Raw genomic sequence first — 13275 nt, 5'->3', positions numbered from 1 at the left:
TGCCGGGCAAGAAATGCCTGATGAGCAAGTTTTGCGCCAACAAATCTTAGAGCGCTTGGTGATGGATAACATCATCTTGCAAATGGCTCAAGAGATGCAAATTGATATTCCTGAAGCTGCCGTTGAGTCAACCATTCAAGGGATTGCCGCAGAAAACAACCTGACACTAGAGCAGTTAAAAAAACGTCTTGCTGCCGACGGGATTGCCTATAACGATTATCGTCAAGATATTCGTAAAGAGATGATGTTAGCAGAAGTGCGTAATAACGAAGTTCGTCGTCGTATTACGATTTTGCCACAAGAAGTGGACTCATTAGCTAAACAAATTGAAAGCCAAGCAAGCCAAAGTATTGATCTTAATCTTAGCCATATCTTAATTCCATTATCAGAAAATCCATCACCTGCAGAAATTGAAAAAGCACAGCAAGTGGTGAACCGTATTAAGAACCAGCTAAAAAACGGTGCTGATTTCGGAAAATTAGCTGCCACTTATTCTGCCGATCCACAAGCACTTAATGGTGGTAATATGGGATGGGCATCAATTGATGAGTTACCGACAATCTTTGCTAAACAGCTTGCTAATGCACAAAAAGGTGAAATTGTCGGGCCACTGCAATCAGGTGTTGGTCTACACATTATTAAAGTCAATGATATACGTGGTGCTTCAAAAACCGTTTCTGTGACTGAAGTAAAAGCACGCCATATCTTACTAAAAAGCTCGCCTATCATGAATGATGAGCAAGCTTATGCCAAACTACAGAAAATTTCCGCCGATATTCGTAGCGGTAAAATCAGTTTTGCGGATGCGGCTAAAGAGTATTCTGAAGATCCCGGTTCAGCATTACGTGGCGGTGAGTTAGGATGGTCAATGCCTGATATTTATGATCCAGCTTTCCGTGACGCGTTGATGCGTTTAAACAAAAATGAATTAAGCCAACCTGTGCGCTCTAATTTTGGCTGGCACTTAATTGAACTTGAAGATACGCGTAGCGTTGATAAAACAGATGCAGCGAATAAAGAACAAGCTTACCGCTTACTGTTTAACCGCAAGTTTAATGAAGAAGTGCAAAACTGGATGCAAGAGTTGCGTGCAGGCGCTTATGTGAAAATAATGAACGAGAATAATGCAAACTAAGCTAAAAAAACCCCTCGTTATCACCCCCGGCGAACCCGCCGGGGTTGGTCCTGACCTGATTATTTCATTAGCACAGTCACAGTGGGCACTTCCTTGGGTAGTATGCGCTGATCCTCAATTATTACGAGCAAGAGCACAGCAACTCAATCTCCCACTCACTTTAGTTGAATATTCCCCAGATAATCCACCTACAGCACATATCCCTGGCCAAATTTGTGTACTTGCCGTTGAATTAACCGACCCTTCGGTTGTCGCAGGTACACTTAATACTGCCAATGGCCACTATGTGGTACAAACGCTTGCTCGCGCTTGTGATGGATGTTTAAACGGAGAGTTTTCTGCTTTAGTCACAGGACCGGTACATAAAGGGGTTATTAATGATGCCGGTGTGCCATTTACAGGGCATACAGAGTTCTTTGCCGATCGTAGCCATTGTCAACGAGTGGTGATGATGCTGGCAACGGACACTTTAAGAGTCGCTCTCGCCACCACACACCTGCCCTTAAGAGAAGTTGCTGATGCGATTACGGGTGAGTTGCTTAATGAGATCATCACCATTTTAAACCATGATCTAAAAACCAAATTTGGCATCTCATCACCACATATTTACGTATGCGGTCTAAATCCTCATGCTGGAGAAGGCGGTCATATGGGGCGTGAGGAGATCGATATTATTGAACCCGCATTAGAGCAATTACGCCAACAAGGTATTCAACTTCATGGGCCTTACCCTGCGGATACCTTATTCCAGCCTAAATATTTAACACATGCAGATGCTGTGCTTGCGATGTATCACGATCAAGGATTACCTGTGCTAAAATATGAAGGTTTCGGTCGTGCTGTGAATATCACGCTCGGTCTACCTTTTATTCGTACATCTGTTGATCATGGGACCGCCCTTGAACTTGCAGGTACTAAAAGCGCAGATGCTGGCAGTTTTCGCACCGCATTAAATTTAGCCATTAATATGATACAAAATTGTAATGAATAATAGAGTCCATCAGGGGCACTTTGCCCGCAAACGCTTCGGGCAGAACTTTTTAACAGACAGCTATATTATTGAAAGTATTGTTGAATCTATTTATCCACAACCCGGTGAAGCCGTTATTGAAATCGGTCCTGGTTTAGGCGCGCTTACTGAGCCGGTGGGGGAAAGAATGGATAAAATGACGGTCGTCGAAATTGACCGTGATTTAGCTGCACGCTTAGAAGTTCACCCTACATTAAAAGATAAGCTAACCATTATTCAGCAAGATGCGATGACGATTGATTTTGCCCAATTAGCAAAAGAGCGTCAGCAACCTCTGCGGGTTTTTGGTAACCTACCTTATAATATTTCAACGCCATTAATGTTCCATCTATTTAGTTTTGCTGATGCCATTTCTGACATGACTTTTATGTTGCAAAAAGAGGTGGTTAATCGCCTAGTGGCAAGTCATGGTAGTAAAACTTATGGCCGCTTAAGTGTCATGGCACAATACCACTGCCAAGTCATTCCTATTATTGAAGTGCCACCAAGCTCATTTAGGCCAGCCCCGAAAGTAGATTCTGCCGTTGTGCGTCTGATCCCTTATAAGGAAAAACCCTATCCGGTGACAGATATTGCTATGTTAAGCCGTATCACATCACAAGCCTTTAATCAGCGCCGTAAAACGTTACGTAATAGCTTAGGTGGACTACTTACAGCAGAAGATATGCTGGCATTAGATATTGATCCCACTGCACGCGCAGAAAATATTTCTGTTGAGCAATACTGTAAAGTGGCAAACTGGTTATCATCACAACAGCAACACGCTGAGTGAAATAGCGCACACTAGACCTAGGAGGTATTATGTTTACTTCATCCAAAGTGGCGATACAGGTACAAAGCGTTTACATTGAGAGCCAATCTTCGCCAGAAGAACAGCGCTATGTTTTTGCTTATACCATCACCATACATAACTTGAATAAACATGCTATTCGCCTCCTACGTCGCTATTGGTTGATCACCAATGCACAAGGAAATACCACTGAAGTTCAAGGTGAAGGGGTTGTTGGTGAACAACCTCTGATTGAAGCTGGCTCACGGTATCGTTATACCAGTGGCGCAGTTCTTGAAACGCCGATGGGCACCATGGAAGGTCATTATGAAATGATTGACGCACAAGGACGTCTGTTTCAAATTGACATCCCTGTTTTCCGCCTTGCTATCCCTACATTGATAAATTAATTATGGCTACTTATTTAATTGGCGATGTTCACGGCTGTTATCGTGAATTACGCCAACTTCTCAATCAAGTTAATTTCGACGCCAATCAAGATACACTTTGGTTAACGGGGGATCTGGTTGCTCGAGGACCTGATTCACTTGAAGTATTGCGTTTTGTCAAAAGCTTAGGCTCAGCGTTAAAACTCGTATTAGGGAATCACGATCTGCATCTACTGGGGGTATTTGCAAAGATTAGTCGTAATAAACCCAAAGATAAGCTTAATGAATTACTCAATGCACCAGATGCTGATGAATTAATTAATTGGTTACGACGTCAACCGCTATTACAAGTTGATGAAGAAAAGAAAATCGTTATGGCACACGCAGGTATTACCCCTCAGTGGGATTTAGCAACAGCTAAAAAATGTGCCCGAGAAGTAGAAGCCATATTAAGTAGCGATAGTTACCCCCTTTTCATTAATTCCATGTATGGTGATATGCCCAATAATTGGTCACCCGAATTAACTGGCTTACCGCGATTACGCTTTAGCACCAATGCTTTTACTCGTATGCGCTATTGTTTTCCTAACGGGCAGTTGGATATGATTTGTAAAGATAAGCCTGAAAATGCACCTGCGCCATTAAAACCTTGGTTTGATTTACCTAATCAACTACCGAATGATTACAGTATTATCTTTGGCCACTGGGCCTCTTTAGAGGGAAAAGGCACCCCTGAAAACATCTATGCGCTAGATACTGGCTGTTGCTGGGGCGGTATTCTAACCTGTCTACGTTGGGAAGACAAACGTTATTTTATCCAACCTAGTCTCACACATTTACCATAATTTTGTAGCGTCAAGATAGCATAGGTGTTGATTTATTTTACTATGCTATCTGGGCTATCTGGGCTATCTACTCTCTTCTGAGAGCCATCACAAAGATAACTTGATTTAAATCAATAGGTTATTTTTTCTCAAAACAAATTAAGTAGCTTTTTTATAACAACAAGCAGAATTCACCGCTATATTGCGCTATTTATTATAGATTATTCTTTATAAAGATATTTATTAAAAGATAAATAATGAATATTTAATTATAGGGTACTCTTTATAGCTAATTATATTTTAGTTATAGTAACTATTCATATTTAAATATGAATATATTAATAAATTAATAAAAATAAAAAGGAGATATTTAATCTCCTTTTTTATTTAAATTTTGTTATTTTCTTCTTTTTAATATTTCAAAACAGTAGTTATGCGAATTATTTTCATCTGCCTCATGGTATTCCATAAAAGTAGAATCCCACTCATCAGGCTCATAATCGGGGAAGGTTGTATCACCAATCACTTCAGCATCAATATGAGTAAGGTATAATTTATTCGCCATTGGTAGGAATTGCTCATAAACCTTACCGCCACCAATCACCATGATTTCATCATTATTTTCAGCAGCTTGTAGTGCTTCTTCAACGGATTTCACCCAAACAACATTGTCATCATTTCCAGGCTGACTGCTTAATACAATATTGAGTCGATTAGGTAAAGGACGCCCGATAGACTCATAAGTCACCCGGCCCATAATAACGGGTTTATTTAATGTATTTTTTTTAAACCATGCGAGATCACCCGGTAATGTCCAAGGCATCGCCTTTTCCATACCAATAATACGATCCGCCGCTAATGCTGCGATTAAACTAATATTCATTTACATACCTACGGGTAAAAATGGGAAAACTATTTATACTATACGGAAAGCGAAAACTTGAGTCGATACAATTTATGCTTCACCGATAATAAATAATTGCTTTATACAGGAAGTGTTAACTTAATCATGAAAGCTTTAAACATTATAATAGTGCTATATGGCAGTTGCTATTATATTTGAAAATTCTTTAGGTGTTTTTACAATTACTTTACGCTCATTACAGGCGCGAGAACCTTACTTTTTTCTCATCGTAAAAAATGTAGCACCTTATCAATAACATGCGAAAAGAGGCACTGCCACTTCTCATTGACTGGCTTATAGCACTTTTAACATTAAAGTATCACTTTTCGTTAAGGCAATCATACGATTGATAAAAATAGAGAGTATTAGTTGCAAATCTACGTTAAAAAGACTCTTACACCATTTTCTCTTTCATCAACACTCTCTTAAGCTCCCCTCTTTTTTATCGCTATGTAACATCAATATGAGTCAGTTCGAGTACAGGTGAAAAATTGTGATACGCTTTTATTACTTAGGATTAATAGTCGTTTACTTGCCTTTGTTAGTTAAAGTTTGTCAATAAAAAATGGCTCAATAAAGTGCTAAGTGTCGTGCTGGTTGGTTTAAAAATTAAAGTAGTGTTAAAGAAACAAAGATCTCTTTAATAAAAAGAATTAAAATAGGTGTAACGGATTATTAATGAATCAAAATTCCAATCCTTATCGTCCCTTAAGTAATCAATAATATCCAGTAAAATATCTTTATATTTATCTTTAAGATCATCACACTCATTTTCTATTTGTTCTAAAATATCCTCATAATTATTTCTAATAATATTAGCAATGGTATATTTCATTTCATCACTATTTTCATTCTTAGTAAAAATATTTTGCATTCTTCTATTATGTTTAGTGATAAAACTCTCGTCTTCCATTGTCATTTTTTTAGCTTTAATAATATCTTTTTTTTCTAACACTCCTAATGTAAGCATATCATCTACAAACTTTTGAACGTCTTCATTATTTCTTAATTTATTAGTTAGAAAATTTAATATTGATTTTTTAAAAGCATCGTTAATATAGTTTACCGTATTAAATTCCATTGCTTTATCAATAAAACATTTAGTTATATTGACAATAAACGCTTTATCCATCTCCACCGAATAAATATTATACATTATAGTAACTAAATTCATTATTGAATTAATTAATTCATTATTATCTTTTCTATTAATCTCTTTACAAACATAACTTAATGCCATATCAATATGTTGTTTATAGTTAAAATCACTATAATATACCATATCATCGCACTTTGGGTGATATTTCTTTAATTGTTCAAACATTTCTTTTGGATAATGATTAATTACATTGAAAGCAATGTTCATTATAGTAATAAAGTCTCCTTTTGTTTTTGATTGTTCATAAAGATAACATTGTATTAATCTTTTAACATCATCATGACAATCATTTTTTATTGCAAAACTTAAATTTAAAAAAAATGTCTCTAAATGTTTATTCTTAAAGCTAACAAAATCTGAGTTAATTAGCTTACAGTTTTTAAAATATACTTCCCCTCCATTTCTCATCAAAATGGATAATGTATTAATTTTAGCATGTTGACTTTTGTCTAATAGAAAAACCACCCCAACATTAATATTAAAAACACTCTTTATAAAAAATGATATTTTAGATAGTAAAGTAATCTTTTCCCTTTCAATATAAAGACTTGAAAGTGTATTTAACACATTGTTGATTTTATTTTTTATTTGGTATTTCTCTTTTATATTTTCATAGTATTTTTTTATTGAAGTAACGTTATCAGAATTATTTCTTATATGCATAAAAACTCCTTATTCATAGTAAAACTATCCTTTATTTACTTACATCTTCATACAAAAAAAAGCCCTTATTACTAAGGGCTATAAATATCAAAAAACAAATAAGATTTAGAAATTAATTTTCAATATTGCATTAATACCACTCGAATTGATATCACTATTATATTGACCTTGATAAGAGATACCGAAAGTGGTTGATTTACTTAACTGCGCATCAACACCTAGACCAACACCAAATAAATTATCTAGTTTACCACCTCGTAGTGATGCCTCACCTGAATTGGATAACCATAGACGTGATTCAGGGCGATTATCACCAAACAGATGGCTTGCTGACATATCACCTTTTAATGCCATATTAATATTGCCTGCCATAAATGGATATCCACCACGTAAACCAACCGTAGCAACTTGAATATCTTGTGCATCTGTTTTAGTGGTAAACTTCATATTACCCACATTTTCATTGATATTATCAGTGGATACTCTTAACCAACTAAATCCAGCATAAGGTTCAATTGAGTACTGGCTAGTATTCAATTGAGTATAAGCACCTTCTAAAAAGAATTGACTAATTTTCGCATCGTAACTGGTTGAGTTATAACCTGCAGTTTGTCCTATCCAGAGTGTTCTTTTGGCATCTCTATCTTGGTTTGTATGTGTAAATCCATAATTTAATGAGGCAACATCATAAAGATTAGAGATCCCATAAGCACCAATATGAATATCATTACTATCTATCTTTCCATATTGATTACCTTTATATTTGGTGGAGCCTGCACCGAAAAATAGACCCGCTTTAGTATTTTCAGTAACATCAATTTCAGCACCTAATAACCCAACATAGAAATCAACATCCATATCACTGTGGCCATAATCCGTATTACCCCACTGACCCATGCCGCTGATCCAAATACGCGCATTACTATTACCTAGTTGTGCATGACGACCATCACCGATACCAATAGCCTGATCTTTCACTGTACGAGTTAAACCCAATACATTAACAATACTGGCATTATTGGCATTTAAATACATATCACTACCCAATGATTGATAAGTGGTTTTCAGATCATTTTCATTCATCGGTAATACAGCATTAAATAGCTCACCATCTCCTGTATTATCTAATGCATTAGCAATAGCACGACCATTTTCATTATCAGCAAAGGTGGCTAAAGTCGTATTTTCTTTCTTAGTTAAACTACCACTGATGGTTTTATCTGTTATCGTGATATGTTTATCAAATAAAGCATAATCATTATTGGTGACAGTCGTGGTTGTGGCTGACTCTGCAACCACACGGTTACTGGCTAACATTTTCGTTTTAGTGCGATTATCAACTAAACTATCTGTATTCACCTCACCGACAACAACACTATTATTAAGATAAATATCTTTTAGTTGCCCAACATTATCCGCCCCCACATCAATATCGGCTCCTTGATTAAGCACTAAGTTACCAATATTAACATTGTGTCCTGCGGTCACTAAATAACGACCTTTATCATTAATATTAATGTTTACTTTATGGTTTTGGTTTGAGGTTAATTGGCCTTTTTGAGTAAAAGTATCGTTATAACGCTCAATAATACCTAATTTCCCACCATTAACATTGACGGCTTGCGTCCCAAAAGATCCGCTAAAGCCATATAAAGTACCTTGTTCGACAGTTGTACCACCACGGTAACTATTATTTCCCGTCATGACTAACGTACCTTCGCCTCGCTTCACCAAAGCACCATCATATAAGCCAGCATCAATTTTAGCTTGAATAGCATCAGCGCGTTTTTGGTAATATTCTTGACGCCATTTTTCAGCATCTTCTTGGCTAACAATATGTGATGTAGGATCAGGATTGCCATCATTAATCACAAAATCAGTACCGAGATGATAATCACCTCCTGCCGCAATACCTTTTTCGGTATATTCTTTCAACCATGCGAGATCTTCTTGCTTACGTAGATCTAAAGCTGTTTGGGAAATATCATTAGTCCACACATCAAGCGGTGTCGCATTTAGGTTATATTCAAATTTACCTAGCAATTGACCCGGACCATACATCCCTTTATCTAAATCTGGTGTTCCCCACCCATAACGTACATCAGGAGTACCTTCTGCGGCCGTCCAGCTCTCATATAAAGAGCCATCAGGATCACGATGGTTAGCGGTAGTGAACATGACATCACGAACTTGAATGGCGTTCATGGAAGGATAACGAGACATTAATACTCCCATCGCCCCCGTCACATGAGGAGCTGCCATTGAAGTACCACTAAAGGTATCCCAACCTGGATTCCCCTCTTCATCAACCACTGTAGAATAGATATTTCGACCCGGTGCAACCACTGTCCACCATTTTGCATTACCCGCTTCATTGAAGACTTTTTCTAATACATAACCGGTGTTATCCGCATTTTGCTTCAATCCCGCCACCGCAATCCAATGCTGTTCGGCTTCGGGATTAAAATAAGGATAAAGAGGACGATAATAAGGTTGAGCAAAGTCGCGATTACCCGTTGTAAAGACCTGAACAACATTCGTTCCTTTAACTGCATCATAAGCAGCATCAACAAAGGAAGGTTTATCACCATAGACTTTTTTAAAGTAGAAATATTCGTATTCTGTCTGTGCCGTGGTGTTAACAGGCATATGTATCGTGGTATTACCACCATCAGGCCCCTCTGTTTTATCTGTATTAATAATACGCGGGTTAGTCCCCCAGCTATTATTAATCACTTGCGCACCCGCATCGACCATCGCTTTCCAGCCAGTATAGAAATAGGTGTAGTCTTGATAAGGGCCATAGTTATTGCTGTCTGTTGCCCCAGTATTCCCTAAATAAATATCAGCCCCCCACGCCACACCATGCATACCATTACCATCACGGTTAGCCCCCACAGTACCAGTGACATGTGTGCCATGGGTATCATTCACCCCTTTGATCCAATTACCATCAACATCAAAGACTTGGCCTTTTTCATAATGTCCGCCCATTTCTTGTGGATAGCGCATTCCCGTAGAGCCATATTCACCTTTGGCTTTTACTGCATGAAAACGAGATCCACTCAACTCTTGATGTGAGAGCAGTGCACCAGAGTCCATCACCCCGACTTTAGCACCTTGACCATGAAAACCCAGAGCATAAGCACTAGAGGCATTCATGGCTGCAAGCCCCCAGTCTTTTTGATATTCAGGGCTTTCCCAACTTTGTTTATTACCTAATTGTCCAACTTCTGAATATGCAACAGCATAGCCAGAAAAAAGAAGTGCCGAAGTAATAAGGGAGAGTTGAAATAGAGAGTTTGTGGTATTTTTTTTCTGATTAATGGGATGGTGACTTAAAGCTATTTCTTTGTTCATTCTGTACCTTCTGTTATGTTGAAAGGGATAACATTAATTAAGGAATAAAAACAAAAGACGTAGCGATCCTCTCTTTTTTATAACAATAATTACTTGAGGGATCTCTCAAATATACGAAGCTAAACCACAAAAATAGATAGATTGCCTAACAAATCACAACTTAATAGTTTAATTAAACAATTTTAAAACATAATCTAATATTATATAAATAAATAGATTTAACGTTTTCTACGGTAATACTGACAGCTTTCAATAGCTAAATAAAGCTGATAAAAAGCAAACCAATAAAAAAACATAATAGCTAAATTAATTAACAATTTATTTTATAATCTGATTTAGCTATTTAATTCTAGTATGAAAAATTTATTTTTCTTAATTTTATAGTAATAAAAAAAAACAGTATCTTTATTTTAAAAATACTGTTTTTATTTTAATTTTTGACGTGATATTACTTAATTTTTATTCTGATGGCGTGATTTCCATTTGCCCCGCAATCCCTTTATCCGCATTTTCGAGTATTTGGCTATAATAAACAAAAGGGAAATGAGAATAAGAAGGCTGTTTTAGCTCAACTAATAATTCACTCTGTTTTTCGATCCACACTGTATCTTTCCAACCAAAATCAGCAGGCGCTGGTTTTTGTCCATCATGATTAATCACTTTAAAACGTGCACCTTCAATATGAAAAGGTTGTGGTGTTTCCACTGTCACTAGCCAACGTTCCCAGCCATTTTGTTTACCGACAAGATCGATCCTTGATAACTCCCAACGCGCATTATTAATACCAGGAGGACTGTTTTGCAATTGGATCGTTCTCGGTTGAATTGAGGTGGTGATTTGTGTCTCATCCACCACCAACTGTTGTGGAACTTTATCGGTAACCAATGACATCAGTCCAGTAGGCTTGATGGTTAGCACATTGGTATTGCGCAATAAGTTAGAAGGTTCAAAAATACCACGTAATCTATCCATAAATCCGGCACTTTGCCCAGCAGTGATAGTCACTTCTTCGCCTTCTGATAGATCAATAAGAATTTCACGTCGCTCACCCGGTGCCATAGGAATAGATTTCAATTCTACCGGTGACGTTAACAAACCTTGATCAGAGGCTATCAGATAGAGTGAGCGACCATCATTCGCCGATAACTCATAACGTCGAGCATTCGAGGCATTAACTAAGCGTAAACGAATCCAACCTCTTGATACTTCAATATAAGGATCTTCACAGCCATTCACTAATAATGTGTCACCATAAAATCCCTCTGTCGCGGCTTCTTTGTCGTACTGTGGCGTTCCAAAGTTATCAAGGCGTTTATCTTGAAGAATAATAGGAAAGTCATTTACCCCATAATGTTTAGGCAATGGTAACGATTTGCTCTCTTCGTCTTCAACAATCCACATGCCTACCAATCCGTTATAGACATGAGGCGCCATTTTAAAAGGCGTATTCGCATGATACCAGCAGGTGGCCGCTTTTTGACGAATAGGCAACACCGGTGACCAATAGGCTCCCGGAGACATCATCCTTGCAGCTCCACCTATTTGTGTTCCCGGAACTAATAAGCCACTTACGGTCATAGAAACGGGTTCATTAAGGCGATTGCTATAAATCAGTTTGACATCATCACCGCTTTTTACTTTGATTGTCGGACCCGGCATTGAGCCATTAATGCCCCAGACTTCTGTTTTTTGTGTGCCATCAAAGGCCCAATGCACTTTTTGTAACGTTACAAAAAGAGGCTGACCATTACGTGATTCAAGTAATGGGGGAATAGGTAGTTTTCTATCACTAACTGATCCTGCACGAACAGATGAAGATAATGAGCCCAGACATACCGCTAAGCCTGAAGCCTGTAAAAACTGGCGACGACTAAATGACATACTTTCTCCGCAACAAAATACCCATATTCCTATCCCACGAGTGAGGATCAACTGATAGGAAAAAAGCTGCTGTGATATTTAAAGACAAAAGACTTAAATCAAATTATGACAGCATAATAACGCGGATATGACATAAATCCTAAAAATAGTTGATAACTTAGTGCATTTTAATTTATTAAAGACAATATCCGTCCGAAAATCGGGATATATTCAAACGATCAATCAACCTATAACGTTTATTGTTAGCCATTATAAAGTATATAATTAAACCATTAAAATCATGATGTTATAAAAATGCCAAATCTAATCGATTTGGCATTAGGTATGATAAACAATTAAATAAATTACAGACCGTTAATTTAACTTACCTGCAAAATCGCGTTTATTCATTTCTTCCACTTCTTTATCAAGCTCTTCAATTTTAGCCTTCATGATCTGACGACAATCTTCAGCTAATTCTCTCACCTGATCTTTGTTATATTTTGATACATCAATGGGAGGCAACATTTCAACAATCACGTAGCCATTATTCCAGCGATTTAATTTTATCTTACCTTGTGTGGTAGAGACACAAACAGGCACAATAGGCACCCCCGCTTGCATCGCCGCGTGAAAAGCCCCTGTTTTAAAAGGTAATAAACCACGTCCTCGGCTACGAGTTCCTTCAGGAAACATCCATACAGAGATTTTTTTCGCTTTGATTTGCTCTGCAACCTGAGTGATGGTGCTATGGGCTTTAGAGCGATTACCTCTATCAATCAAAATATTGCCAGTGATCCAATAAAGCTGTCCAAAGAAAGGAATAAACACCAAGCTTTTTTTGCCCACCGTCACGGTATTAGGTTGTACCGCATTCGACATTGTCACCATATCAAAGTTATTTTGATGGTTACCAATATAGATACTGGGTCCATAACTTTTAGCTTCTTTAGGAAAACGCTCAACTAATTTGATCCCAAAGATATGTGATAATTTGCCGAATAAACGTCCATAAGTCATTACGTGTTTCGGATTTCTGGGAGAAAACATGCAATAGATCATCCCAAAAGTCACCACAATAATGGTGTACAGAATGACAATAATGCCTCGAATAATGGCTAGCATAAGCTTTTAGCGTCCTAATAATAAGTGGGTCATATGACCCACTAATCTACATTGAAA

Annotated in this window: 10 protein-coding genes; 5 read left to right on the top strand and 5 right to left on the bottom strand. The window is 37.5% G+C overall.

Going from position 1 to position 13275, the window contains the following annotated elements; genetic code table 11:
* The 5 genes from surA to apaH all read left to right on the top strand — a co-directional run.
* The coding region (gene surA, locus ACYUCW_RS07600; protein WP_460408330.1) for a peptidylprolyl isomerase SurA at positions 1-1135 on the top strand (1135 nt) is incomplete at its 5' end.
* The gene (pdxA, locus tag ACYUCW_RS07595; RefSeq protein WP_004245539.1) at positions 1125-2126 is read left to right on the top strand and encodes a 4-hydroxythreonine-4-phosphate dehydrogenase PdxA; all 1002 of its coding nucleotides are present in this window, start codon (positions 1125-1127) and stop codon (positions 2124-2126) included. The genes surA and pdxA, both read left to right, overlap by 11 nt.
* A complete protein-coding gene (gene rsmA / locus ACYUCW_RS07590; protein ID WP_004249482.1) occupies positions 2119-2937 on the top strand; it encodes a 16S rRNA (adenine(1518)-N(6)/adenine(1519)-N(6))-dimethyltransferase RsmA in 819 nt (272 codons plus the stop codon). Before pdxA ends, rsmA begins: the two co-directional genes overlap by 8 nt.
* A 29-nt stretch (positions 2938-2966) precedes the next feature.
* Positions 2967-3344 (top strand): Co2+/Mg2+ efflux protein ApaG, encoded by a 378-nt coding sequence (gene apaG / locus ACYUCW_RS07585; RefSeq protein WP_004245543.1) that lies wholly within the window; start codon positions 2967-2969, stop codon positions 3342-3344.
* Positions 3345-3346: 2 nt separating this feature from the next.
* Positions 3347-4168 (top strand): bis(5'-nucleosyl)-tetraphosphatase (symmetrical) ApaH, encoded by an 822-nt coding sequence (apaH, locus tag ACYUCW_RS07580; RefSeq protein WP_460408329.1) that lies wholly within the window; start codon positions 3347-3349, stop codon positions 4166-4168.
* Positions 4169-4544: 376 nt separating this feature from the next.
* Here apaH and folA read toward each other — a convergent pair whose 3' ends face one another.
* The 5 genes from folA to ACYUCW_RS07555 all read right to left on the bottom strand — a co-directional run bounded on the left by folA (position 4545) and on the right by ACYUCW_RS07555 (position 13218).
* Entirely contained in the window at positions 4545-5030 is a 486-nt protein-coding gene (gene folA / locus ACYUCW_RS07575; RefSeq protein WP_004245545.1) for a type 3 dihydrofolate reductase, read from the bottom strand.
* A gap of 661 nt (positions 5031-5691) precedes the next feature.
* Positions 5692-6873, bottom strand: coding sequence for a hypothetical protein (locus tag ACYUCW_RS07570; RefSeq protein WP_036918979.1), 1182 nt, complete (start codon positions 6871-6873; stop codon positions 5692-5694).
* A gap of 105 nt (positions 6874-6978) precedes the next feature.
* Complete coding sequence (gene pta / locus ACYUCW_RS07565; protein WP_460408328.1) at positions 6979-10233, bottom strand: autotransporter Pta; 3255 nt, start codon at positions 10231-10233, stop codon at positions 6979-6981.
* A 459-nt stretch (positions 10234-10692) separates the two neighbouring features.
* The gene (gene ftsP / locus ACYUCW_RS07560; protein WP_004249479.1) at positions 10693-12114 is read right to left on the bottom strand and encodes a cell division protein FtsP; all 1422 of its coding nucleotides are present in this window, start codon (positions 12112-12114) and stop codon (positions 10693-10695) included.
* A gap of 354 nt (positions 12115-12468) precedes the next feature.
* Positions 12469-13218: a 1-acylglycerol-3-phosphate O-acyltransferase gene (locus tag ACYUCW_RS07555; protein WP_004249478.1), complete on the bottom strand. Its 750-nt coding sequence runs from the start codon at positions 13216-13218 to the stop codon at positions 12469-12471.
* Between the last annotated feature and the right edge of the window lie 57 nt (positions 13219-13275).

It is taken from the genome of Proteus sp. MB838, assembly GCF_054767435.1.
This window is presented reverse-complemented; position numbering and strand designations above follow the sequence as displayed.

Coding starts and splice junctions, on each gene's coding strand:
- ACYUCW_RS07555 (WP_004249478.1), bottom strand. CDS start 13,218: ATGCTAGCCATTATTCGAGGCATTATTGTCATTCTGTACACCATTATT.
- rsmA (WP_004249482.1), top strand. CDS start 2,119: ATGAATAATAGAGTCCATCAGGGGCACTTTGCCCGCAAACGCTTCGGG.
- apaH (WP_460408329.1), top strand. CDS start 3,347: ATGGCTACTTATTTAATTGGCGATGTTCACGGCTGTTATCGTGAATTA.
- pdxA (WP_004245539.1), top strand. CDS start 1,125: ATGCAAACTAAGCTAAAAAAACCCCTCGTTATCACCCCCGGCGAACCC.
- folA (WP_004245545.1), bottom strand. CDS start 5,030: ATGAATATTAGTTTAATCGCAGCATTAGCGGCGGATCGTATTATTGGT.
- pta (WP_460408328.1), bottom strand. CDS start 10,233: ATGAACAAAGAAATAGCTTTAAGTCACCATCCCATTAATCAGAAAAAA.
- apaG (WP_004245543.1), top strand. CDS start 2,967: ATGTTTACTTCATCCAAAGTGGCGATACAGGTACAAAGCGTTTACATT.
- ACYUCW_RS07570 (WP_036918979.1), bottom strand. CDS start 6,873: ATGCATATAAGAAATAATTCTGATAACGTTACTTCAATAAAAAAATAC.
- ftsP (WP_004249479.1), bottom strand. CDS start 12,114: ATGTCATTTAGTCGTCGCCAGTTTTTACAGGCTTCAGGCTTAGCGGTA.